This is a genomic window from Corallococcus sp. AB030 (assembly GCF_003668965.1).
GTDB classification, from domain to species: Bacteria; Myxococcota; Myxococcia; order Myxococcales; family Myxococcaceae; genus Corallococcus; species Corallococcus exiguus.
In genome coordinates this window covers 1-23,314 of record NZ_RAWQ01000062.1, presented here as the reverse complement: position 1 = coordinate 23,314, position 23,314 = coordinate 1, and the positions used below count along the sequence as shown (strand labels likewise).

At 66.0% G+C, this 23,314-nt stretch carries 21 protein-coding genes; 13 read left to right on the top strand and 8 right to left on the bottom strand.

Features of this window, described 5'->3' with window-relative positions:
- Positions 1 to 178: 178 nt before the first annotated feature.
- The 8 genes from D7Y15_RS16940 (at position 179) to D7Y15_RS44705 (ending at position 8,592) form a co-directional block, all read left to right on the top strand.
- Positions 179 to 2,059, top strand: a complete 1,881-nt coding sequence (locus tag D7Y15_RS16940) for a putative metal-binding motif-containing protein (RefSeq protein WP_121753236.1) — start codon at positions 179 to 181, stop codon at positions 2,057 to 2,059.
- Positions 2,060 to 2,069: 10 nt separating this feature from the next.
- Entirely contained in the window at positions 2,070 to 2,768 is a 699-nt protein-coding gene (locus tag D7Y15_RS16935; protein ID WP_121753235.1) for an ABC transporter ATP-binding protein, read from the top strand.
- Between the two features lie 19 nt (positions 2,769 to 2,787).
- Entirely contained in the window at positions 2,788 to 3,567 is a 780-nt protein-coding gene (locus tag D7Y15_RS16930; RefSeq protein ID WP_233604981.1) for an ABC transporter permease, read from the top strand.
- Entirely contained in the window at positions 3,564 to 4,310 is a 747-nt protein-coding gene (locus D7Y15_RS16925) for an ABC transporter permease (RefSeq protein WP_121753234.1), read from the top strand. Before D7Y15_RS16930 ends, D7Y15_RS16925 begins: the two co-directional genes overlap by 4 nt.
- Positions 4,307 to 5,050 carry an ATP-binding cassette domain-containing protein gene (locus D7Y15_RS16920; RefSeq protein ID WP_121753233.1) on the top strand — a complete coding sequence of 248 codons (744 nt, stop codon included), beginning with the start codon at positions 4,307 to 4,309 and terminating at the stop codon, positions 5,048 to 5,050. The genes D7Y15_RS16925 and D7Y15_RS16920 overlap by 4 nt, the downstream gene beginning before the upstream one ends.
- On the top strand, positions 5,043 to 6,053 hold the full coding sequence (locus D7Y15_RS16915; RefSeq protein WP_121753232.1) for an MlaD family protein: 1,011 nt from the start codon (positions 5,043 to 5,045) through the stop codon (positions 6,051 to 6,053). Before D7Y15_RS16920 ends, D7Y15_RS16915 begins: the two co-directional genes overlap by 8 nt.
- Before the next feature lie 42 nt (positions 6,054 to 6,095).
- Positions 6,096 to 8,162: a hypothetical protein gene (locus D7Y15_RS44170; protein WP_148712793.1), complete on the top strand. Its 2,067-nt coding sequence runs from the start codon at positions 6,096 to 6,098 to the stop codon at positions 8,160 to 8,162.
- Between the two features lie 268 nt (positions 8,163 to 8,430).
- Positions 8,431 to 8,592, top strand: coding sequence for a hypothetical protein (locus D7Y15_RS44705; protein WP_158624536.1), 162 nt, complete (start codon positions 8,431 to 8,433; stop codon positions 8,590 to 8,592).
- Between the two features lie 7 nt (positions 8,593 to 8,599).
- Here the strand turns inward: D7Y15_RS44705 and D7Y15_RS16910 are convergent, their stop codons facing one another.
- Both D7Y15_RS16910 and D7Y15_RS16905 read right to left on the bottom strand, forming a co-directional pair.
- Positions 8,600 to 8,944: a DUF2019 domain-containing protein gene (locus D7Y15_RS16910; RefSeq protein ID WP_121753231.1), complete on the bottom strand. Its 345-nt coding sequence runs from the start codon at positions 8,942 to 8,944 to the stop codon at positions 8,600 to 8,602.
- 2 nt (positions 8,945 to 8,946) lie between these two features.
- The gene (locus tag D7Y15_RS16905; RefSeq protein WP_121753252.1) at positions 8,947 to 10,248 is read right to left on the bottom strand and encodes a hypothetical protein; all 1,302 of its coding nucleotides are present in this window, start codon (positions 10,246 to 10,248) and stop codon (positions 8,947 to 8,949) included.
- A 40-nt stretch (positions 10,249 to 10,288) separates the two neighbouring features.
- Here D7Y15_RS16905 and D7Y15_RS16900 point away from each other — a divergent pair, with 40 nt between their 5' ends.
- Positions 10,289 to 10,492 (top strand): hypothetical protein, encoded by a 204-nt coding sequence (locus D7Y15_RS16900; protein ID WP_199745934.1) that lies wholly within the window; start codon positions 10,289 to 10,291, stop codon positions 10,490 to 10,492.
- Positions 10,493 to 10,520: 28 nt separating this feature from the next.
- Here D7Y15_RS16900 and D7Y15_RS16895 read toward each other — a convergent pair whose 3' ends face one another.
- From D7Y15_RS16895 to D7Y15_RS16885, 3 genes are all read right to left on the bottom strand, one after another.
- Positions 10,521 to 15,428 carry a hypothetical protein gene (locus tag D7Y15_RS16895; protein ID WP_121753230.1) on the bottom strand — a complete coding sequence of 1,636 codons (4,908 nt, stop codon included), beginning with the start codon at positions 15,426 to 15,428 and terminating at the stop codon, positions 10,521 to 10,523.
- A gap of 123 nt (positions 15,429 to 15,551) precedes the next feature.
- The gene (locus D7Y15_RS16890) at positions 15,552 to 16,085 is read right to left on the bottom strand and encodes a hypothetical protein (RefSeq protein WP_121753229.1); all 534 of its coding nucleotides are present in this window, start codon (positions 16,083 to 16,085) and stop codon (positions 15,552 to 15,554) included.
- 108 nt (positions 16,086 to 16,193) lie between these two features.
- Positions 16,194 to 16,625, bottom strand: a complete 432-nt coding sequence (locus D7Y15_RS16885; RefSeq protein WP_121753228.1) for a hypothetical protein — start codon at positions 16,623 to 16,625, stop codon at positions 16,194 to 16,196.
- Positions 16,626 to 17,245: 620 nt separating this feature from the next.
- On the opposite strand from D7Y15_RS16885, the gene D7Y15_RS16880 reads away from it, so the two are divergent.
- Entirely contained in the window at positions 17,246 to 17,755 is a 510-nt protein-coding gene (locus tag D7Y15_RS16880) for a DUF2267 domain-containing protein (protein WP_120580189.1), read from the top strand.
- Between the two features lie 72 nt (positions 17,756 to 17,827).
- Positions 17,828 to 18,745 (top strand): LysR family transcriptional regulator, encoded by a 918-nt coding sequence (locus tag D7Y15_RS16875; protein ID WP_121753227.1) that lies wholly within the window; start codon positions 17,828 to 17,830, stop codon positions 18,743 to 18,745.
- 1 nt (position 18,746) lies between these two features.
- On the opposite strand, the gene D7Y15_RS16870 is transcribed toward D7Y15_RS16875, so the two are convergent.
- Positions 18,747 to 19,328, bottom strand: a complete 582-nt coding sequence (locus tag D7Y15_RS16870) for an NADPH-dependent F420 reductase (protein WP_121753226.1) — start codon at positions 19,326 to 19,328, stop codon at positions 18,747 to 18,749.
- Positions 19,329 to 19,680: 352 nt separating this feature from the next.
- On the opposite strand from D7Y15_RS16870, the gene D7Y15_RS16865 reads away from it, so the two are divergent.
- Entirely contained in the window at positions 19,681 to 20,733 is a 1,053-nt protein-coding gene (locus D7Y15_RS16865; protein WP_121753225.1) for a hypothetical protein, read from the top strand.
- Between the two features lie 7 nt (positions 20,734 to 20,740).
- Here D7Y15_RS16865 and D7Y15_RS16860 read toward each other — a convergent pair whose 3' ends face one another.
- Both D7Y15_RS16860 and D7Y15_RS16855 read right to left on the bottom strand, forming a co-directional pair.
- Positions 20,741 to 21,148 carry a PaaI family thioesterase gene (locus tag D7Y15_RS16860; protein ID WP_121753224.1) on the bottom strand — a complete coding sequence of 136 codons (408 nt, stop codon included), beginning with the start codon at positions 21,146 to 21,148 and terminating at the stop codon, positions 20,741 to 20,743.
- Positions 21,149 to 21,193: 45 nt separating this feature from the next.
- Positions 21,194 to 22,309 carry a Gfo/Idh/MocA family protein gene (locus D7Y15_RS16855; RefSeq protein WP_121753223.1) on the bottom strand — a complete coding sequence of 372 codons (1,116 nt, stop codon included), beginning with the start codon at positions 22,307 to 22,309 and terminating at the stop codon, positions 21,194 to 21,196.
- A gap of 149 nt (positions 22,310 to 22,458) precedes the next feature.
- Between D7Y15_RS16855 and D7Y15_RS16850 the strand changes: the two genes are divergently transcribed.
- Entirely contained in the window at positions 22,459 to 23,229 is a 771-nt protein-coding gene (locus D7Y15_RS16850) for a sporulation protein (RefSeq protein WP_158624537.1), read from the top strand.
- Positions 23,230 to 23,314: the final 85 nt, after the last annotated feature.

The window sequence follows — 23,314 nt, the reverse complement described above, 5'->3', positions numbered from 1 at the left end:
AAGGTCAGCGGCCCCTATACACGGAAGCCGTCATCTGGGGGGTGATGAGCGGTGCGTGTCTGGACGATGCCTCGCGCAGCGGACTAAGGGGCGGGGAAGAAGGCTCTCGGGTTGAATTGCCGACGGGTGGCGACATCGCCCTACTCCGGGTGTGGGCGCGCCCCAGAATGCGTGTCCCATGCGTTTATTCCTGGTCGCTGTGCTCGCGAGCACCCTCGCGGGGTGCTCCAAGGGCGATGAGCTCAAGTCCGCCGCCCTGAAGGTGCAGGTTCATTACGAAGGATTTCGGCCGGGGTGCGTGACGCTGACCGTCACGGATCAGGCGGAGGTGTCCCGGCACGTCACGAAGGACGTGAACGTGTCCGCCGGTGCGCCTCCGGGCACGCTGTCCGTGGCGGTGTTCCGGCAGGCAGGCTGGAGCAACGACGTGAAGCTCCTGGCCCAGGCACACGAGCAGTCCTGCGAAGGCGCCCGGGTGGCGATCGCGGAGGCCACCGCGAGCCTCGCGAAGGACGGCATCACCCCGGTGGAGCTGCTGCTGGCGGCCACGGATGGCGACGGCGACGGCTACGTCGTTTCGTCCGAAGGCGGCACGGACTGCAACGACCGCGACGAGACCGTGGGCGGTCCCAAGCCCTGGTACGCGGACGATGATGGCGATGGTTACGGCAACGGGCTCCTGCCGCCCCGCGTGGTGGCATGCGAGGGGCCCGCGCTGACCGCGTCACGCACCGGCGACTGCAACGATCGCGACCCTCTGGTTCACCCGGATCAGGTGGAGTTCCGGTGCGATGGCAAGGACGACAACTGCGATGGCGTGAACGACGAGTCGTTCGACGTGGGCAGGACGTGCCGTGACACGCTCGACTGCGAGGGAGTGACGGCCTGTGGCGGCACGAATGGGGGCAGCGTCTGCGCCAACACCGCCGTCCCCGCTCCCTACTACCTGGACACGGATGGAGACGGAAAGGCGGGCACGGAGGCGGGCCGGAAGTGCGGACCGATTCCCGAGCACGCGAGCAGGGTGCCATCCGACTGTGACGAGAGCTCCCGCTTCCGCTCACCGGACCTGGCGGAGGTCTGCGACCGGATCGACAACGATTGCAGCGGTGGGCCCGACAATGGCCTGGCTTGCAACCTGGACTGGCGGACGCCCGTGGTGACCGACGGCACGAAATGGAATGCGACCGCGACGGATGGAACGACGACGATCTGGGTCGCGGGTGATGGCGGCAAGCTGGCCCGATCCCAGATGGATTTCACCGGGGGCAGGTACGTCACCTGCGACGGTGACTGGAAGGACGCGTGGGTCGCGGCCTCCGGAGAGTTGTTCCTCGCGGGCGGCAAGAACAACTCCGGCCGCTTCGCGCGGGTGACCGTGAACGCGGACGAGTGCACGCTGGAGACCAACAACGTCCCCCAGGTCGTGAACGGCCTCATCGGTATCGAGAATCCATCGGGAGCGCCGACGCTCTACGGAGTCACAGGGGGTGGCAGGAGCTTCCGGTGGACGCCTCCCGCCGCTCCGGAACAGACGCAGGCGAACCAGCTGGACGCAAGCCTGCGCGCCGTCAGCGCCGCGGGCCGCCCGGACACGCTCCTGGCCGTGGGAAGCAGGAGCGCCAGGCCCGTCGCGTTCCGGTTCGACGCGGCGAGTTCCACCTGGAGAGAAGAGGCGATTTCCACGACACTCACGGGCGAACTGCGAGGCGTCCACGTCGTCAACGCAAACTACGCCTACGCGGTGGGTGACAACGGAATGGCCTTCGAACGGACCGACGGAGTGTGGAGCGCGATGAAGCCCCTGCCCTCGCCTTACACGAGCCGCGACCTCCAGGACGTCGTGGCCTTTGGAAAGACCGCGGTCTACGTGGCGACCATCGAGGCGGGCGGCACCGGAGGGTCCGTCCTCTTCTTCAACGGCAACGAGTGGAGCGTCGTCTACACCGACGTGAATTCTCCAGCCCGGGCCCTGCGCTCCCTGGACGGGAAGACGCCCACGGGGGTCGTCACCTCGGGGGACCGCGGCGCGGCGGCCAGCTTCGTCACGACGCGTTGACCGCCCCACCATGGACCTGCGCGCCGAAGCCCTGACCCTCCGCTACGGCACCCGCACCGTGCTGGAGCCCACGGATTGCCACGTCCCGCCCGGCACGCAGGCGCTGGTGCTGGGACGTTCGGGGTCGGGCAAGACGACGCTCCTGAAGGCCTTCGCGGGCCTCCTGCGCCCCTCTTCCGGACGGGTGACGTGGGACGGACAGGACGTCTCCAGGCTCTCGGCGCCGGAGCGGCGTGCGCAGCAGGCGTCGTTCGGCTTCGTGTTCCAGACGGACGCGCTCTTCGACTCGCTGACGGTGCGGCAGAACGTGATGCAGCCGTTGCTCCGCCGTCGCGTGCCGGAAGACGAGGCCCGCGAGCGGACGGACGCGGTGCTGAAGTCCGTGGGGCTTGCGGACGCGGCGGACACGCTGCCGGAGCGGTTGTCCGGCGGCATGAAGAAGCGCGCGGGGCTCGCGAGGGCGATCGCGGCGAGGCCGGCGGTGCTGCTGGCGGATGATCCGTTCGCGGGCCTGGATCCCGGCACGGCGCGTCAGGTCGCGAGGGTGCTCCTGGAGGTCGCTGGCCAGGGAACGCTGTTGGTGGCGGCGCCGGAAGCGCCGGTGGATCTTCCCCTGCCCCGCTGGTTGTACCTGCGAAGCGGCAGACTGGTGCACGATGGGGCCCCGGCGCCGCAGCTCGAAAGCGCGCCGGACGAGGCCCTCGCATGACTCCGCGGTCCCAGCACCCGTGAGCACCACCGCCCTGGCCTGGCTGGGACGCTCGGCGATGCGGGCGGTGGGCGGCGTGGGAGCGTTGGCCCTGGTCGCGGGCCGCACGGCCTGGGGTCTGCGCAGGCTGGAGCGGCGCGAGCTGGCGCGAGGGCTGGTGCAGTTCGGCTACGACTCGCTGCCCCTGGCGTTGGCGACGGCGGCGCTGGCGGGCGTCATCGTGGTGGTGCAGGCGTCGCTCTACATCCAGCGCTTCGGGGCGAGGGCCTTCCTGGGATGGGCCGCGGGCTACGGCGTGCTGTGGGAGTTCGGCCCGCTGTTGCTGGGGCTGATCATGTCCGCGCGGATCGGCGCGAGGAACGCGGCGGAGCTGGCCACGCTGAAGGTGGGCGGACAGATTGAAGGCCTGCGAGGTATTGGCCTGGATCCGTTCGCGCTGCTGGTGGCGCCCCGGGTGGTGGCCATGGAGCTGAGCATGCTGGGGCTGAGCACGTTCACGTTCCTGGTGTCCATCCTCTGCGAGGCGGTGGCGGCGAAGCTCACGTTGGATCTGCCGGTGCGGGTGTTCTTCGGGACGTTCGCGCAGATGCTGAGCCCGTCCGACATCCTCGGGGGCGTGGTGAAGACGGGAGCGTTCGGGCTGGCCATCTCGCTGGTGTCCACGGCGGTGGGGCTCCGGGCGAAGGGAGGAGCCCGCGCCGTGGGAGAGGCCGCGGCGAGCGCGGTGGTGCTGGGCTGCGCGGCCATCTTCCTGTTGGACTTCCTGCTGACGACGCTGCTGTCCAGGTGGCTCGCATGAAGCGGGTGCTGACCTTCTTCGGGGCGCCGGGAGTGATGCTGGCGCGCACGGTGCGGGCGGGCGCGCGGGAGGGAATCCCGTGGCGTGAAACCCTGGCGCAGGTGCACGAGCTGGGCGGGCGCAGCGTGTTGTTGGTGATGTCCGGCATGGCCTTCTTCGGCGCGGTGCTGGTGATGATCGCCAACGCGCAGGCGAAGAAGCTGATCGGCAACGTGGCGGTGCTGGGCCCGGCCTACTTCGAGATGCTGGTGCGCGAGTTGGGCCCCGCGGTGTCGGCGCTGCTGACGGCGTCGCGAGCGGGCGCGAGCCACTCCGCGGAGCTGGCCACGATGAGCGTGAACGAACAGGTGGAGGCGCTGGAGATGTCCGCGGGGGATCCCTACGCGGACCTCGTGGCGCCCCGAGTGGTGGCGGGGTTGGTCGGAGTGCCGCTCCTGAGCGTGCTGGGGACCATCGCGGCAACGGCGTCAGCGGTGCTGGTGGCGAGCGTGGCGTTGAACATCGACGGCCGGGCGTTCATGGACGCGAGGTACGTGGATGGGTGGGACGTGCTCGTCGGAGGGCTGAAGGTCGTGGCCTGCGGGCTGTACATCCCGCTCGCGGCGGCGGTGGCGGGGTTGAACGCCCGGGGCGGCGCGGAGGCGGTGGGCGAGGCCACGACGGAAGGCGTGGTGGCAGCCAGTCTGGGATGTCTGTTGATTGACCTGACGGTGTCGCTTGCGTTCCAGTTCGTGCGCCTGTGAATGACACCGGTCCGGACACGCTGCTCTTTGATGACGTGGCGATCGCCTTCGAGCAGGGCCGCCGCGTCCTGGACGGCCTGAGCGCGCAGGTCTCCACGAGGGAGCTGACGTTCATCGCGGGAGCGAGCGGCTCCGGCAAGAGCGTGCTGTGCCGGCTGGCGGTGGGCCTGCTGAAGCCCGAAGCCGGCAAGGTGACGCTGTTCGGGGAGCGGGTGGACACGCAGCCGGAGAGGACTCTGGTGCCCCTGCGCCGCAGGGCTCCGTACTTGGTGCAGGGCCCCGCGCTGCTGGACTGGAGGACGCTGAGGGAGAACGTGCGCCTCGCGGATCCGCGCGCCCCGGAGGAAGCCGTGGAGACGGCGCTGGAGAAGGTGGGCCTGAAGGAATGGGCAGACCGGCTGCCGCCGGAGCTGGGGCCCGGGGCGAAGAAGCGGGCAGCCATCGCGAGGGCACTGGTGCTCAAGCCGCGCTACCTGTTGTTGGACGAGCCGACGACGGGGTTGGACCGGAGGGCGGCGATGCAGGTGGAGGCGGTGTTGGCGTCGTTGAAGGAGCAGGGCCTTGGGGCGTTGGTGGTGTCGCACGACTACCGGCAGTTGAGAGGCATCGCGGACCGGGTGCTGGTGGTGGCGAAGGGGCGCAGCGCGTACCTGGGCAGCCCGGAGGGCTTCCTGGAGTCCCCTGCCCCGGAGCTGCGAACGCTGACAGCGCCGTTCATGGAGGGCGCGACGGATGGATGAGCAACGGCTGGAGTTGAAGGTCGGGGCGCTGGTGCTCGCGGCGCTGGTGGGAGTGCTGGTGTTGCTCTGGTTGATGGGAGAGCTGACGCTAGGGCGAGGCGCGAAACTGGAAGTGGACTTCGCGCACACGGGCAACGTGGTGCAGGGAGCCCCGGTGAAGCTGGGAGGCGTCCAGGTGGGCAAGGTGGACACCATCCATCTCCTGGCGGACCGAAGGGACGCGAAGGGCCTCCCCCTCCCCGTCCGCATGGACCTATCAGTGGAGCCCGCGGCGAGGGACGCCCTGCGCAAGGACGCCAGGGTGACGGTGGGCACGGTGGGCCTGCTGGGTGAGCCCTATCTGGAGTTGAACCCAGGCAACGCGGACGCGCCGCTGCCGGAGAAAGAAGCGCTCCGGGGCGTGGATGCCCCGCGCCTGGACCTGCTGTCGGAACAGCTGTCCAAGTTCGTGACGCTGTTGTCGGACATGCTGGAGAAGGACCCGGAGGCCGTAACGGGCCTGGCCGCCAACGTGTCGCGGTTGGCAAGGACGCTGGACGAGGTCCTGACGGAGAACAAAGGCGACGTGAAGATCCTGGCCACGGAGCTGTCGGCGGCATCAAAGGACCTGAGGCAGCTCGCGCAACTGGCCAAGGAGTCAATGCAGCCCGGAGGCAAGGGAGCAAGGCTCCTGGACGACGCCTCCGCCGTGGCGGCCCTGATGCGAAAGGACCTCCCCGGCCTGACGAAGTCCGCCGGAACGACGCTGGACGGCCTGGCAGCGGTGACAGGCCCGCTGACGCCGGAGGACGGCCAGCAGGTGAAGCTGGCCCTCCAGCGCTTCACGGCGGCTGCGGGTCAGCTGGAACAGATCGCCACCAAGGCGGACCGGATCCTGGGACAGCTCGACTCCGGAGAGGGAACCGGAGGCGCCCTGCTAAAGGACCCGGCGCTCTACGACGAGCTGAAGACCCTGGTCACGGACCTGCGCAAGCATCCGTGGAAGATCCTCTGGAAGGACTAGCCCAAACCCGCGCAAGAACTAGTTCACAGCAGGACCAACACTGTGCACGTCGAACAGCACAAAACACAAATGCACAAAAACAAAGAAACAAAAACACTCCAAGCAGCCATAAAGAAGAACAACAAGCACGACATCGCAGCTGCCATTGACGCCATTAGGCGAAACTCATCGGCAAGCTGGCTAAATTCTCTTACTCTCGCACTAGGAACAATCAACACCAAAAATGCGAGTTCGGCGCTCGACGTTCTTTCGATCTATGAATCACCCAATGGTCTTAGCGCCAAAGAGCATCGCAGCATACTTGGCTACAAGAGCATCGTACAGGCCCTAGTCTCCGTGTCGCATGAATCCGAAAAGCTAGATTTCTGGAAATCAAACAAGATCACAAAGCTATGGAGGATATTTTCATACATCGAGTCACAATCGATTTTTACTAGAAACGCCATAACAAAGGCAGCGAAAAATACGCCAACTAAACCAGTCTTCATGCTGGCCAATCCCACGGTCGAACTTCCTGGCTCAAACGGCGCCGCAAGCGTCAGCCTCCAACTGAACCATGAGTCACTCGTAGACGCAGCAGAACTGGTGCTTCGAATCACGCTCCACAAGGAAGACACACAAACGCAAGACAACAAACTGACTCCACAAACACCCTATGAGGACCCAGATTTCGGCAAACTCCTAACCTACACATTGGCTTGGCACCGCTTCGATCATCTCTGGAGGCAAATTCAGTACGAAGATTGGACATCGGCACGCCAAGACGACCATGGCTTCACTTGGGAACCCACCAATAAGCTCCAATTCATCCAGCGCGAAATCGGAAACTATCGCGAGCGGATGTATCTTCAGCAAATCACATTTTCTGACAATTTCACCACCAAGGCAACAGCACACAAGAGGGCGAAACTGCTCGATCGCATTGCCCGCAGCCTCACCCCGCCGAGACCAGGTAAGACATGGGACCTTGGACTGGACATCGACGCACTAAGGGAACTCGTAGGGTCCAACCATCACGAACTCGCAAGATTGTCATACGCGCGACGGCGATTTTTGAGTCCGCTAATTAGTTCAGACTTCAGCAAGGAACTAGAGGTCAGACACGCACTCAGAGAATTGGCGCTCGCTCTTCACATTCAGAATCAAAGAAGCATCAAGAAGAACAAAGAGCCACACAACCTGGTGTTTCTCGTAACGAGACATCGCCTCTCCGAAATAATCAGCAAGACAACTCGCATTGATGTCAATTTCTGCGCAGCCCGATTGGACGAGATGGTCTTCAGCGCGCAGCGCAAGAATCTAGAGATCTGGGACCAGCCGCTAATTTCCATTGACTCCAACAGACTACTCCTAGTTCCGTCCATTATTACCTCCGCCCATCCCATTCGAACCATTGAACACCTAGCTTCTTCGCGTTCAAAATCCGCGTTCGACCCACGTGGCTCCCACTTTGAAGGCATGATCTGCTCAAGACTTGAGGAGCTAACGCAGTCGCCAGTAGAAAATGGAATTCAGTTTATTGCCAAAGACGGTCGACAAGTTGAATACGATCTATTTCTCTATTGGCAGAAACACTTGTTCATTTTTGAACTTAAGTGCCTCAAGCAAACGACAAGCCCAGTAGATGATTATGGTGCACTTGAGGAAATTGAATACGCAGAAGATCAACTTGAGCGGCGCCTTGCGATCCTAACGAACGAGTGGCCGCTACTGAGATCAAAAGCAAAGCGACTTCAACTGCCGGAGGCTCCACCTAGTCGCCAAAACATCCATGCAATAATACTAACAAACATCATGAATTTCACAGGCAGGGTCAGCAGGGGGATCGTCACCTCTGATGACTCCTGCTTATTTAAGTATTTTGGGGAACGCCATGTCCCCATCACCGACGCCGCGAGCGGAGAAGAAATTTCAGCAATCCCAGGTCTTGCTCTGCGCCCTCCGGGGCCTCCTACCGCAGCGGGTCTGTGGAAATACCTGCTAAGTCCGCCCCAGCTTGCATGGCTGGCCGATCGACTAAAACTTGAGTATCACCCATTGCCACCCACCAATAGCAGTGATGACGTGGTTCACTGGAAGCTAATGTCCAGCTTCAATCCAAACAAATAATAGCAATTCGACAAATCAGTGCCAAAACCCAGGATGGATCCTCACGCCTGGAGTCCAGGTGCACCGGTCAATCACGGCGCAGTGCGTAGCCACCCTCCGCGTTGCAGCCAATCATCCAGTGCTGTTTCTCACCCAGGCACTGTGGTGTCAGCTCTGCATTACGCGTGAGTTTTCTGGCAGCGTTCCCCTCCAGGTTCTCATAGCGCTTGGAATTGATGGATGACCCCCTCAGGGAGAAGTCCGCCTTGGTGCTGATTCAGAGGGCCAGTTGGAACAGGTCGTAACCAAGGCGGACCGAACCCTCGGACAGTTCGACGCCGGCCAGGGAGTCGGCGGCGCGCAGCTCAACGACCCTACCCTCTACGACGAGCTGAAGAACCTAGTCCCGGACCTCCCCAAGCATCCGTGGAACATCCACTGGCAGGACTGAGCTGTCCCTACCCGGGGTCCAGCGCCCAGGTTCCTTCTGCCCAGCGCTTCAACGCCTCGGAGGCGGCGAAAGAAACGAGGTCCTGCCCTTGAGCAGCCTCATTGAGGACGGCCTTGGCTTCGTCCGTTCGATGACGGAGGAGGAAGGCCGCCGCCTTGACCCGGACGTCCATGCGCGGATGGATGAACAGGGCCGCGAGCGCATCTCGACCCGCGTTCCCGTGCGCACACAACTTGTCGAACGTCTCATTCACTTTCTTGGCATGTTTGTTCGCGGTCTTCGCATCCCCCTGACGGACCGCATCATTCTGGGCCGCCGAATGCAGGGCGAACGCCTCCACGAGCTTTTCCATCGTCACTTCCAGACTCCCCAGATTCGATTCTGGATCTTCTCGATGGCCTGCAGACCGAAATCGCGCTGAGCCTCGAAAGACTGCGTGCTCAACCACTGTCTCACCGTCAAGGTCCGCGATCCGGTGATTTCTTGCTGAATCGATGAATAGAACCCGCTCAGCCGTTTATGCAGCCCTTGATCCAGCTGAATGACGTTCTCGGTGTTGTGGACAGCCTCCGGCCCGAATCGATTCACGTTGCCCGGTGTTTGCTCGACGATGTGGTGCCACTGCTTTCCGTCTTCCGCCGGGCCAAGGGCTCGTTTGAGGCCGCTGAACGACCTCCAGGAGCGGGGACCGCCTGGATTGCTGTTCCAGCTGGCTCCATTCCGGGCCACCATCGCAACCGCCGTCGCGGGAAGTGAGACGACGATGCTGTCGCCTGCGATGGCCACCGCACTCACCTGCCCTACGTTGGCCAGCTCGATCCCGACTCGGGTTGCGCCCACCATCGATGCCTCGGGGTAGCCGGGCATTCTCGATAGCCGTGATGCCAATGACGCTGCGCCTCCGGTCATCCCCTGACTCACCACGACCGTCACCGCGAGGACGAACACACGCGCGACCTCGGTCCCGACACGATTCGCGAAGTGCTGCCCCGCCTGCTCCAGCTCTCCGGCGGAGGTCGCCTTCTCTGTTGCTCGCTTCAGTTCCCGACTTGCCTCCAGCACCGTCAGGAAGGTTTCCACGCCCAGATAGATCAGGAGGATTGCGGAAATGACCGCGGCTGCCTTGGTGAAGACAGGCTCCGGATTGGCCGCGAGCACCGCCCAGGTAACGAGCCCTGTCGCGATGACGGTGTAGAAGAGCTGCGGCGCCAAGGTGTCTTCCACTGCCTTGGCGATGCTCGACTTCAGCGGGCCAACCGAAAGGCCCAAGGCGACGCCCAGCTTATCGGCCCCACTCAAGGCTGAAACATCGGTAAGGAGCGAGAGGCAACCCTCGATCTCCTGGCTCGCGCGACAGATGCCTCCGAAGCTCTTGCGCATCAGGCTTCGCCATCTCGCGTCAGGCGTGCTGCCCGGATAGGCGGCACGAACCAACCAGGGTTGCCGCTCTGTGCGAAGCGAAAGCGGGAGCTCAAGGACCCAAGCGGAGAGCGCCTCTTCGAATGCGTCCGCATCCACTACCACCGACCGCATGGAGGCGCGCGGCACGTAATCAATGGTTCGCCCCTGCCCCAGGTCAAGGCGGAGCCCAGGTCGATTCGCGCACGCGCCGAGCAGCGAAAGAACAAGGACGGATACCACCAGCCGATTCGTCATGAATGACTTCGCCTTCGGGAAGAGCCCCGCCACCAGGTGATTGCCTCCGCTCCACAGTCTTGGCGTTGCTCCAGCGGGACAGCTGGAGCAGATCGCCACCAAGGCGGACCGGATCCTCGGGCAGCTCGACTCCGGTCAGGGAACCGGAGGTGCACTGCGCAAGGACCCGGCCCTCTACGACGAACTGAAGACCCTGGCCACGGACCTGCGCAAGCATCCGTGGAAGAGCCTCTGGAAGGACTGAGCGACTCCTCCGGCCGCGCTGCCGCGGACTACGGCGTCCCCGTCCCCCGGCTCTGGTCGGAATCGACGTACTCCCACGGGAAGGCGTCGGACGGCGTGGCCGACCGCAGGTAGCTCATGGGATGTGCCGGATTGTATTTGTAGGTCTTCTCCATGTCGCGCTCGAACGCGAACATCTGGTGGGCCGTGTACAGGTGGTGCTGGCGGTTCAATACGTCGACCCTGCTGCCCTGGACCGCGACGACTCGGGCGGGCAGCGGCAGCAGTTGGGTCCCCTCGCCAACATAGGACGGCTTGATCTTCACCGTGACCGGAGGATCCATATCGGCAAGCAACTGCTCCAGCTCATCGTTCACCGCTTCGTACGTCGCATGGGTGCTCGAGGCGATCTGCCGGTGGTCCTTATGGCTGACCATATCGGCGATGTAGCCGTCGCGAAGCTCCTGCAGCGTCCAGTTCCCGCTCCGGGCCTGGAGAATCGTCTCGCGGTTGCTAAGCCCATGCAGCGCCCACTCGTGGGAGATGATCAAGAGGATGCCGCCCGGGTGCTTGGTGGCCTGTCCCCTCATCGCGATATGGACGCGGATCCGCACGTCGCGGGACATGTCGAACCCGGCGAGGTCCCGGGTGAGCTGGTGAAGCGGAATCCATGATCCGCCCGGCGTCGTCGTGTCGGCAGGGTCCCGCACCTCGATGATGCACTGGCCATCGATGCCGCGCGTGGCGGTCGGAGTGACCTCGATGATCAACGGGACGTAGTCGGCGGCGCCGCGGTTGGCGAAGGGCTCGATGACGGACCGACGGAAGACACTGGAGCTTTCGAGGATCTGCGTCAGTCGCGGGTAGGCCGCCGTGATCTGCGAGTAGCCCTCGATGAAAGGCCACTCCGTCGGGGGCGACGGCTCCTGCTCTTCCGGGACCACCGGCGTGGAGACCGCGGAGCTGGCGCTCCGGGTGCCCGAGCGGTTGCGAACCGCGACCTTGGACGGCCCCACGTCCACCTCCATGCCAGGCGAACCGCGGACCGCGTCGATGGTCTGCCCTAGGTCCAACTGATCCAGCGGCGACGCCTTCGAGCTCGACGCCTGGGAATCGCCGCCGAGCTGCGCGTTCAGCAACCGCTCCTTCCACTCCTGGTTCTTCGCCGGGGATCTGGCGGCAGGGAAGGCCTTGTCGATCTGCTCGTTCAGGACGGCGGAGTTGCGGCTGCTCTGGGCTGACAGCGCGAGCTTCGTGGCCATCTCCCCGAAGGCCCGCGCGGTCTCCTGGTTGGAGGTCATCGCCGACAGGGCGTTCTTCTGGTTCTGGTCCAGGCCCGTCAGGTTGGCGAACGGGCTCACCTGGGTGAGTGCGTTCAGCAGCGAGCCCACCCCCGTGGGATCCGGCGCGGCCGGTGCGTTCTGGATGTTGACGATGGGCTGCGGGAGCGTGGTGGGCGTGGTGCTTTGCGGCGTCTGGTAGCGGCTGTCCGTGCTCACCGGGTTGATGGCGGTGGGCTCGTCCGAGGGCGACTGCTCCCATCTCCAGAAGCGCGTGTCATCGATGCGCTCGCACGCGTTGCAGGCGCCGCGCACGGCCTCCGCGAAGACTCCGGGCGTAGGCACGCTCAGGCGGAAGACCGCGCCCTGCCCCCCTTCGCGCTCGGCCTCCGTCTGGTAGTGCTCCAGCAGCGAGGCATGGGCCATGGCCCCACTGCCGCTCTGGTCCGGGGTGCCCATCTCGTAGGTGGGGTCCAGGTTGAGGCCACGGGCCACCGGGAACACGAGCGAGTTGCCCGCGACCCCCAGCAGCCGGTTCTCCACCAGCGAGGCCAGGGAGCGGCCCAGCACCCCGCGTTGCGCATAGATGGAGTTGAACTCGTCCTGCGCCAGATGGATGCGGTCCAGCATCATGTACCGGCGGTGCGGCGTGATGCCGTGGCACCAGATGGCGTGGTGGTAGTACTCCAGGTTCTCCTGGTTGAGGTGATCCCGGAGCTGCTGGGCTAGCCGCTGGTCCTCCTGCCAGGGGTTGCGCTGCTCCTCGGGCTTCATGGGCGTGGGCAGGTAGATCTGATCCGCGAAGCCGATGTCGTTGCGGATGGCCTGGTTGTTCACCAGCGTCCCGCTGAAGTGGGGCGTGCGGTAGCGCAGCGTGCCCCGGTCGACGACGGCGAAGCTGCCCGACAGACTCAGGCTGGGAGAGTTCAGCCGCAGTCCGACAATCTGGCTGCGCTTGAGGTCCGCGGGGGTGCCGGTGAAGGGCTGCTGGGCCACCCCTGCCTTGAGCGCCTTGATGTCCGTGGTCCGCGTGGAGCGCACGGAGACGGTCAACAGCCGGCCCGGGGCGTAGTCGGTGAGCAGGGTGCAGTCCAGCCGCAGGTCCTTCACCGTCGTTCCGTCCGCGAGGATGGCCTCGAAGCGAAGCTGCTCGACGAAGTTGCGGGCGAGCGCGGGGGCGTGCTGCGTCTGGAAGGTGCGCTCGCGCTCCTCGATGGCGAGCTTGACGAACAGGTTGCTGATGCCCCGGATGTCCAGCCCCAGGAAGACATGGCTCAGGGTGGCCCAGGCGGCGGCGTCAATCGACCCATCCGCTTGATCCGCCGGCCTGCTCAGCGTCAGGCGGAGCTGGAGCTCACCCGAGAACTCCTCGATGGACTCCTCACTGTAGGGCAGGAAGGTCACCGCGCCGGAGGACTCCACGCGGCGGGGGAAGTCCGTGCCCTGGTAGTTCCGCGCAATGCGATCCAGCGCGTCGAAGCCCCGGCGCAGCTCCTGCCCCCGGGTCGTCTCCAGGGAGTAGAGCAGGTGCTCGGACAGGCACTCCCGCCAGCGGAGGATCTTCGCGTCCGTGAAGAGGCTCATCATCAAGGGGACGAAGAGGCACTCCTGGACGTCCACCACCTGCTGCTCGATGACGAAGTGCCGGAGGATTTCGAAGTACTGGATGGTCAACGCGTGGCAGTGGTTGTGGTTGGCCACCACTTCGGTCTGCACGGAGAGCGATTCGCCCTGCTTCGCGCTGGTGACGACGGTGGAGCGCTGGCTGCGCACGGAGGACGTCGCCTGCATGGTGGCGTCACGCAGCCGGTTGTGGAGGCTGGACGTCATGTCGCGGGTGTTGTCCTGCCACGCGGAGGACGTCCCTGAACCGCCGGAGATGCTGAAGCCGGTGGACAACCCCACGGCCACGCCGTTCTTGCTGCCGCTGCCAGCGCCCCCCAGGCCGAAGGAGAAGCCGCGCGTCTTGGCCGAGCTGCCACCCCGCATGGACTCCTGGACGGTCCCACTGAGGATTTCGTCGATGTCGCGGTCTCTCGACAGGTTGTGGGTCAGGCCCTCTTCGGCCACCGTGGCCTCATCGCGCGAGGCCCCGTCCTCCCGGTTCCAGTCATAGATGACGAGCTGCTTCTTCTGCCCGGGGGCCAGCGGCAGGGAGTAGAGCAGGTCCCCCATCGAATAGCCGTCCGCCTTGAAGGTCTGCTTGAAGTGGAGCACGTGGCCGTGCGCCAGCGACACGGCTTGATACAACTCATAGTCGGTGGCGTCGTCGTCCCAGCGCAGGGGGTTCTTGCTCCCCAGCGTCTGCCGCAAGGTGCGGTGGAGATGACGGGCGTAGCCAGCCGGGTCGGAGGTGTCGCCATTCCACTCCCAGGCGGGGGCTTCGCGGATGGGGACGAGCTGGCCGCGCGGGTCCGTGGTGCGGACGATGGCGTAGTGGCTGAACTCCTCCAGCGACCGGTTGGGGACCGTGAAGTTGACGCAGGAGCCGCCGATATCCTGCGAGTAGCTGGACTCGTTGGCGACGAGCTCCTCCGTGCCCGGCAGGCGCGGGGTCGGGTCATTGCAGGCGCAGTCGTCTTCACCGCTGGCGGCCTCGGTCGTGCTCCCTGTCGCGACGACCAGCAGCGTGAACGCGGGGAAGGTCCCATCCGCGTTGAGCACGATGGGGAGCTCCTCGTCGGGACGGGAGGAGACCACCGCGTGGGCCCCGAGGAACGGCTCGTTGGGGACCACCACGGAGAAGTTGCCGCTGCTGTGCGTGGTGACCGCGGCGAGGGACACCTTGAGCGGGGGGCTCGTCCCGTCACCTCGCAGTGCCTGGAAGAGGATCTGCTGCCGCGTCAGCGCCCTGCCCGTGGGGTCCACCAGGCGCCCCTTGAGGACACGGGTGGTGGGCGCGCTGGAGCTCGGCACGAGGACGTTGGGCGAGAACGGCTCCACCTGCACCTTCACCACCGCCATCTTCGCGGCCTGGCTCACGGTGAGGTGCGTCGGAGAGACGAGCCGGGTGGGCAGGCCGTTGGGGGTGCGCACCACGAAGGTGAGAGGGCTGCTGGAGATGCGGCCGGTGATGGCGAGCGTCAACTGGAAGGCGCCCGTGGGCCCGAGCAGGAACTCCTGGTGGATGGGGGTGACTTCGCTGTCTCCAGCGATGGTGTCCGGACAGGAGATCTCCAGGGTGTACCCCGAGACGGAGCCGGCGGAGCTCTCCACCGCGCCCAGGACGGAGATGAACTCCACCTCCTCCAGTTTCGGCGCTGTCGCGGTAGGTGTGAGGGGCGACAGAGGGGCCTTCTGCTCAAGCCGGGAAGCGGTCGCGGCCTCCATCGTCGTGACCGACGTGCGCGGGGCCACCTTCACCGCGGGAGCGAGCGCCGGCAGCTGGAGGATGACCCGCCGGTCCGCCGCGGCGGGCTTGCTCTCCGCGACCAGCACCGCGTTCAGCGCGGCCTTGTCGGCGAAGGTGTGCTCCACGACGGAAACCCCCGAGCGGAGGACATAGAGCGAAAGGGGAAAGGGAAGCGCGGAGGCGGTGATCTTCTGGAAGAAGAACCCACCCTGCGGGCTCGTGAGCTCAGCGGTGAAGAGGGGCGTGTTGGGCGACTGGCCCAGCAGCACCGTGCATGCTTCCAGGCTGCCAGGCTCCGAGGTTTCTATCTGTCCGTAGAGTTTCATGGGTCTCGTGAATTATTTCCGACGAGACCGTAAGAAACACGACATTTGTACTCATAATACATTTCTCAGGAAATGAGACATGTCTCAAGCGGGCGCGTCCTGGGGCATTCACATCCGTACACGTCAAAGCTCGGTCGGCACCGGCACTTCGTCCGCGGGCGCCGGAGCCTGAACAGGCACCGAAGCAGGGACCTCATCCTGGGTCACGGGCGAGTTCAGGATCCACGAATAGCTATAGCCCGCCTTACGCAGCCGGTACGTCGCGCGCTTCCCGCAGCCCACGACGCCCGTGGTGACGCGGTCCAGCTTGGAAGCCTGGAGCTCCGCCTTCCCGCAGCTCAGGTCGAACTCGGCGCGGAGCCTCACGTCCGGAATCCAGGAGCACTGCCCCATGATACAGCGCAGTTCGTAGACGCCCTCGGTGTTGCAGCCGATCATCCGGTACTGGTTCTCACCCAGGTACTGCGGCGTCAGCTCTTCCTGGCACTTGAGATCCTTGGCGGCGATCTTCTCCAGGTTCGCATAGCGCTTGGAATTGATGGATGGCCCCATCTGGGAGAAGTCCACCTTGGAGTTGCTCCGGCGGCCCCCACAGCCTGCAACCAGGAACGCCACGCCCACGCCCACGCCCACAACCGACAGTCGAATCAGGTTCATGGGCGCTCATCTACTCCAGGGCCTCACGCGCTTTCCAGCCCTCCCCCGCAAAGACAAGGAGCCGCCCCGCCGCACAGGCAGGACGGCTCCCAGGTCAACGCCCGCGCATCACTGCATCGACAGGGCCCAGGTGTAGCTGCCGCTCGAGCCCAGCCCGACCAGCGTCGTCTTGCACGTGGCGGTGGTGCTGCCCTTGGACGTGGCGCTCCCCGCGGGCGTCCAGTAGCCGGACGTCCCCAGGATCGGATTGGGCGGGGTCCAGATGCTGCTCATGTTGAAGCGACAGGTCTTGCTGCCGCTCGTGTACTCGAAGACGACGGCGGAGTTGGTGCCACAGTCTGTCTGGTACACCCCGGACGTCGAGCTGGCCGCCACCGAGCTCAGGGCCGGGATGACCGCGGCACAGCCGTTGAAGTAGGAATTGGTGATCGCGCTGGTCGTGATCTTGTTCTGCACCGTGAACGTCAGCGTCGCCGCGTGCGCGGAACCCATGCCCAGCGCCGACACCGCGAACGCAGCCACCACCGTCAAGCTTTTCATGGACAGCCCCCAAGGAAGGGGAATCGCTTCCCCAGAATCAGATAGACGATTCCCGGGAGCCTTGTCCAGACAGCCAGCGCTTGAAATTCATGCAATGGATTGCGAGGAAAATTCTCGCCAGACTCGCTTCCCTTCCTGAGTCAGGCCTGAATCGCTTACCGCCCATCGTGGTCGCGTCCGACTCACGAACCTCCATTCAATGACAGACATCCGCCGTGCTGCGTCAGGGCTGGGGCGCCTCCGCACTCCCGGGCAGCAGATCCGACAGCAGCATCTGCTCCTCGCTTGGCGAGAGGTCGTAGTGGCGGGCTGCCTCCGTGATGATCTGGATCATGGGCGTGTCCGGTTCCTCGGCCCTCCGCGCCGCGATCCTGCGGGCTGCGCCTCGAAGGGCCTCTCCCCTGGGTTGAAGTCTTTCACGCATGACGGCACCTCACTGGAGAGATTCGGATGCGCTTGCACCAATGCAAGGGCGATGACGGGTGGTGGGAGCAAGCGCTTCCCGTCAGCCCCCGCCCACGGGAAGCGGGCGGCTCGCAGGGCGGCGCGTGCCTTCCTCTGGATTCGCGAGCGCTCCAGCTTTGGGGTCGGACCCCACTCCGAGGAACGAGGAATCAGACATGGCAGCGCAAGACATCCCCGGCACCGGGCAGCAGGCAGGGAGCCCCACGCACCGCAGCACGGACATCCCGCTCGATGAGCGCCGCCGCATGCGCCACGAGTCCCGCACGTCGCAGACCTACAAGGCCTTCCTCAAGTACCTGCGCGACGTAGGCCAGTTCCAGGACGAGCAGGCTGCCCAGCAAGCCGCCTTCTCCGTGCTGTGCGTGCTGGAGCAGCGCCTCTTCGGCGAGGAGGACAACGACATGGAGGCCCAGCTGCCCCACAAGCTGCGCGAGCTCCTGGTGCGGTGCGACCGCCACGAAGCCGGGCCGCCGCCTCATAAGTTCGGCCGGGCGGAAATGCTGGCGATGGTCTCCACGGACCTGGGCGTGGAGGCCGAGAACGCAGAACCCATCGTCCGCGCGGTCTTCAGCGCCATCCAGGCGCAGATCTCCGAGGGGGAAAGCGACGACATCGCTGGCGAGCTGCCGACGGACCTCCGCGAACTGTGGGCGCGCCCCACCTGAGGCCGGGGGGCTCGCCTGCATGGGCGCAATCCATTGACGCCTGGTCATGAATGGCTGTGAGCTGGCGGCAACATGAACTCCATCTCGGAGATCGAAGTCTTCATCAAGGCCGTCGACCTGGGCGGCTTCACTCGGGCCGCCGAGAACCTGGGGCTGACGCCTTCGGGCGTGAGCCGGATCATCTCGCGACTCGAAGGCCGGCTGGGTGTCCGGCTCCTGAACAGGACCACCCGCAGCCTCAGCCTCACGGATGAAGGGGCCGTGTACCACGAGCACTGCACTCGCATGCTCGCGGAGCTCGAAGCGGTCAACGCCACCCTGGCGCGGACGAGCGTCACGCCGCGAGGCCGCCTGCGCGTCGATGTCCCCATCCCGCTCGCGGACTACGTCGTCGGGCCCGCGTTGCCCCGGTTCCTGGAACGCTACCCGGACGTGTCCATCGACCTCACGGTCCGCGACCGGATCATCGACCCCACCGCCGAGGGCGTCGACGTGGTCCTCCGCCTCGCGCCGACGCGTGACTCCGACCTGGTCTCACGGAAGCTCGCCCGCGCGCGCTCCATCCTGGTCGCATCCCCTGCCTATCTCACCGCGCATGGCAGGCCCCGGACGCTCGCATCGCTGCGGGAACACACCTGCATCGCGTACCTGTCGAACACAGGCCCCCTTCCGTGGCGGCTGAAGGGGCCTGGGGGCGAGGTCACCTTCGCCGCCCGGGGCAGGTTCATGGCCGGCTCTGGCAACGTGCTCACGCACGCCGCGCTGGGCGGGCTCGGCATCATCCAGACCTACGAGTACCACGTCGCCGAACACCTCTCCCGGGGCAAGCTCGAGCTCATCCTCGAAGACCTGGAGCCCGAGCCACGCACCGTCTTCGCCCTCTTCGAACGGCACAAGTCCGCCGTGCCCAAGGTGCGCGTGTTCCTGGACTTCGTGGCGGAGCTCTTCGCCTCCAGGGCCCCGCTGGCCACGGGACGCAAGCGCCGCTGACTCAGCGCACCAGCCGGAACCCGATGTCCGGCCCCAGCCTCTGCACGTAGCCGAGCAGGATGTTGAGGTAGCCCAGCGACTCCAGCCACCGGGAGTTGCGCAGCGGTCCCGCGTCCACCGGGTCGAAGCCCAGGTCACGCCCCAGGCCCAGCACACGCTCCCTGCCGCCAGCGTCATCCGAGGCCACGAGCAGGCTGAGCTTCTCGCCCTTCACCTGTCCCTGGTCCATGTGCTGCGCGAAGACCGTGTTGAAGGCCTTCACCACGCGCGCCTGGGGCGCCTTCTTCCGCAGCTCCTCCGCGCCGCTCGTGGTGAAACCGAGCGCCAGCTGCATATCGGCGGTCAGCGCGTTCGTCACGTCCACCACGACCTTGCCGTTCACAGCGTCGCCCAGCGCGCGGAGCGTGTCGTCCAGCGCGCCGAAGGGCACCGCCAGGAACACCACCTCCGCCCACGCCGCCGTCTGACGCACGGCCGCGGGGTCCTTGCCCACGGCCCGCACCTCGTGCCCCGCGCGAGCCAGGCCCCGCTGCAGCGCGCCGCCCACGTTCCCCTTGCCGATGATCCCGATCTTCGTCGCCATGGTCTTGCCGTCCTCGTGAAGGCCGGAGCGGTGCGCCCCGGAACGGTTGGCAATATGCGGAACGGGGCCCTCGCGAAAAACGCCTGGGTCGTCACGGCACCTGTGACGCGGCGTCATGAAACGCGGGATGGGCCTCCTGGTGACACGAGTCACCAGCACTGATGATCCGCCTCACCAGTTTCGAGCCGCCCAGACACCTCTCGAAACATGCGCTTCAGAGGGAAGACGGCCTCGCCGGAGGGCTGGCACGGGCCGTGCTCTAGGGATTGGTCATCACGGACCGGACGCAGCACTCCGGTCCCTCTTCCAAATCCCCGACTCTCCCCTCCTTCGCCGCCCCCCGAGGTCTCCCATGCGCGTCTCCAACCGCCCCGCGTCCACGCCCGCCTCGAACTCCCCCGCCGTTGCTGGCCCGTCCGCGGCCACCGAGAAGAAGCCCGGCTTCATCGACAAGAACCAGCCGGACACGAAGTTCAGCAAGGAGTGGGGCCAGGACATCTTCATGGACTCGCGCAAGGGCGATAAGGCCCAGGCCAGCGCGGACAAGAAGGACGGGCGCCAGGTCACGCAGGGCAACACGGGCCCCGGCCAGGTGGCGGGCAACGAGAGCGGCAAGTACGTGTCGTGGCAGAAGGACGCGGCGGAGTTCAAGACCGGCACGGGCTTCTCCAAGGACGGCACCGGCGCGCAGATCGAGGCGAGCGCCGCCGAGGTCCAGGGCGATGCGTCCTACCGCGTGATGCCGTGGGAGATCGGCGGCCGCGCGGGCGCCGAGGCCAACATCGCCAGCCTCCGCGGTGACGCGGGCTTCGGCAAGGACCTGAAGGACATCGGGCTCGACAAGGTGGAGGGCAAGGTCTACGGCGGCGTGCACGGCGAGGCGCTGGTGGGCGCCAACGCGGACGCGAAGGCCAAGATCGACCTGAACCCCAAGAACGGCGACATGGGCGCCGAGGTCGGCGCGGGCGCGCTGGTGGGCGCCGAGGCGAGCGCCACGGCTCGCGGCGAGTTCGGCCCCGTGCAGGGCTCCGTGACGGGCAGCGCCATCGCTGGCGTGGGCGCCGCGGTGGACGCGAAGGTGGCCTTCGAGGACGGCAAGCTCACCATCGGCGGCAAGGCCAAGGCGGCGCTCGGTGTGGGCGTCGGCGTCGGCACCTCGTACACCATCGACTTCAACAAGCTGAAGGGCACGGTCGACAACCTCACCAACGGCAAGGCCAGCGAGGCCGTCAAGAACGTCACGGACAAGGTTGGCGACACGGCGAAGAACGTCACGGACAAGGTCGGCGACACGGCCAAGGACGTCACGGACAAGGTCGCCGACAAGGCCAAGGACGTCACGGACAAGGTCGCCGACAAGGCCAAGGACGTCGGCAAGGGCATCAAGGACCTGTTCAAGTTCTGATGCGCCTTCAGGCCGCGGAGACCACCGTGCCCTGTGCCAGGGCGCACAGCGTCTCCGCGCCATCCTTCACCGCGAAGACTTCACACTGACACACAGCCTGCCGCTTGCCGGCGGCCTTCGCGTGGGCCCGCGCGATGAGCAGCGAGCCCACGGCGGGCTTCAGGTAGTTGATCTTGTACTCGGAGGTCAGCGCGTTGCCGCCCAGCGCCAGGCCACCGGCGAACGTGATGGCGTTGTCCGCGAGGTAGCTGAGCACGCCCCCGTGGACGAAGCCGTGCTGCTGCTTCAGGTGGTCCACGATGGGGAGCCGCAGCTCCGCGGTCCCAGGCCCGGCGCTGGCGAGCTGCGCTCCGATGAACTGGCTGAAGGGCTGCGCCGCGAACACCTGACGCGCGAACTCCTGAAGGTCGTCCATGCGTCCACCAGACCACCGATGGACACAGCCCTCAACCCCTGCGCCCTATCCCTCCGCCGGAGCTGGGGCGTTCACCGGTTCCGGCGGCTCCACCGGCGGCTTGACGATGAGCTGCTCCAGCGTGGGCCGCTTCGGCTTTTCGAACGGGGCCAGCTTCACCGGCTTCCCCGTGCGCGCCGACTCCTGCAACGCGACGATGATGCGCACGTCCGCCAGGCCTTCAATGCCATTGGGCTCCGGATCCCGGTCCTCCAGGACGCACTTCGAGAAGTAGACGAGCTCCGGCGCGAACTGGTCGCTGTTCTTGAACGTCCGCGTCTCCGTCTCTCCGCCCACAGTGAGCTCGTGCTGGATGTCCGTGCCGTAGCCAAAGCCGTGCTTCACCAGCAGGTCCCCTTCCGTCCCCACCAACCGGTAGCTCGACACCGCCGAGGCCTCGTGGCTGATGGCGAACTGGGCCACCCGTCCGTTCGGGAACCGCATCAGCGCGAACGCGGATGCATCCACGCCGTGGAAGCGCCCATCCCTGCCTCCTCCCGTGAACGCGAACACCTCGCGCGGCTCGTCGCGGAAAAGGTAGCGCGCGGCGTTGATGGGGTACGGCCCTTCGTCCAGCAGCGCCCCGCCTCCCACGTCCACTCGTGTGCGGATGTCCCCTTCTCGCACCTGCTGCGTCAGCGTCCCCGTGAACACCAGCGGATTCCCCAGCCGCCCTGAGCGCATCAGCTCGATGGCGCGGAGGTTCGCCTCCTCGAAGTGCAGCCGGTACGCGACCATCAGCTTCACGTCGTTCTCGTTCGTGGCGCGGATCATCGCCTCGCAGTCCTCCACCGACGTCGCCATCGGCTTCTCGCAGAGGACGTGCACGCCAATGCGCGCCGCACGCTCCGTGAAGGCCCGGTGCAGGGTGTTGGGCAACACGAGGTAGACCGCGTCCGCCTTCGAGTCGCGCAACACCTGCTCGAAGTTCTCGTAGCCCCCCACGTGCTCCACGCCGTACTTCTCCTGGAGCGTGACCCGCTTCGCCTTGTCGGAGGAGATGATGGCCACCAGCTCGGAGTTCTCCTCCGCGTGCTGGAACGCCGGGAGGATGGCCACCTGCGCGAGGTTGCCCGCTCCCACCACCGCGTACCGCACCCGCCTGGATGTCTCCTGCGCCATGATGCACCTCTCCCGTGGTGAAGCCCTACGCTGGTGACGCGCCAGGCCACCCCGCAAGCCGCGCCCGTCCCTCCGGTGCAGGGGCCGCATGATGGGCAGGCGGACGGACAGGCTTTCGCGCGGCGTCCATCCGGCCTATGCCGTTCCCCATGCCCTTCATGAAGATGCTCGCCCGCCTCGGGATTGGCAGCGCGCGGGTGGACACCCGCCTGGAACACGACACCGTGCGCGCGGGCGGCGACCTGCGTGGACTCGTCCATGTCCAGGGCGGACACACGCCCCAGCGCATCGACCGCATCGACCTGCACCTGATGGCGCAGTACCTCCAGCGCGACAACGACCGCCTCAGCGCGCTCAACGCCGTCGTGCGCACCTGGCGCGTCGCCAACCCCTTCACCCTCCAGCCCCGCGAGGAGCGTGAGATCCCCTTCTCCCTGCGCATCCCCGCCCACGCGCCCATCACCGAGCGCGGCACGCCCGTGTGGATCAAGACGGCGCTCGACATCGACAACGCCCTCAACCCCGAGGACAGCGACCGCGTCCACGTCCTGCCCCACCCGTCCCTCCAGACCGTGATTGAGGCCGTGCGACAGCTGGGCTTCCAGTGGCGCAACTCGTACTGTGAGGCTGGGTCCCCGTTGGGTCGCGACGAGCCCTTCGTGCAGGAGCTGGAGTTCCACGCCGGCCCGGAGTGGAGCGGCCCGCCTCGCTCGCTCGCTCTCCTGCCCTTCCCCCAGGAGGACGCGCTGGAGCTGGTCCTCGACCTGGACCGTGGCCCCCGGGGCCTTACGTCCCTCCTGGAGGGCTCGTCGCTGGACGGCGGCCGGCGGCAGCGGCTGGTGCTGTCCTCCTCGGACCTGTCCTTGGGGACAGGGGCCGTCGCGGCGCTCCTGGCTCCGCACCTTCGCGGCGGGGCGTGAAAGCCCGGAAGGACCGGTCCTTCGTACAGCCCCGGACGTACCCGACGTCCCAAGTCCTCCGCCCGGGCTCGGAAGTGGTACAAGC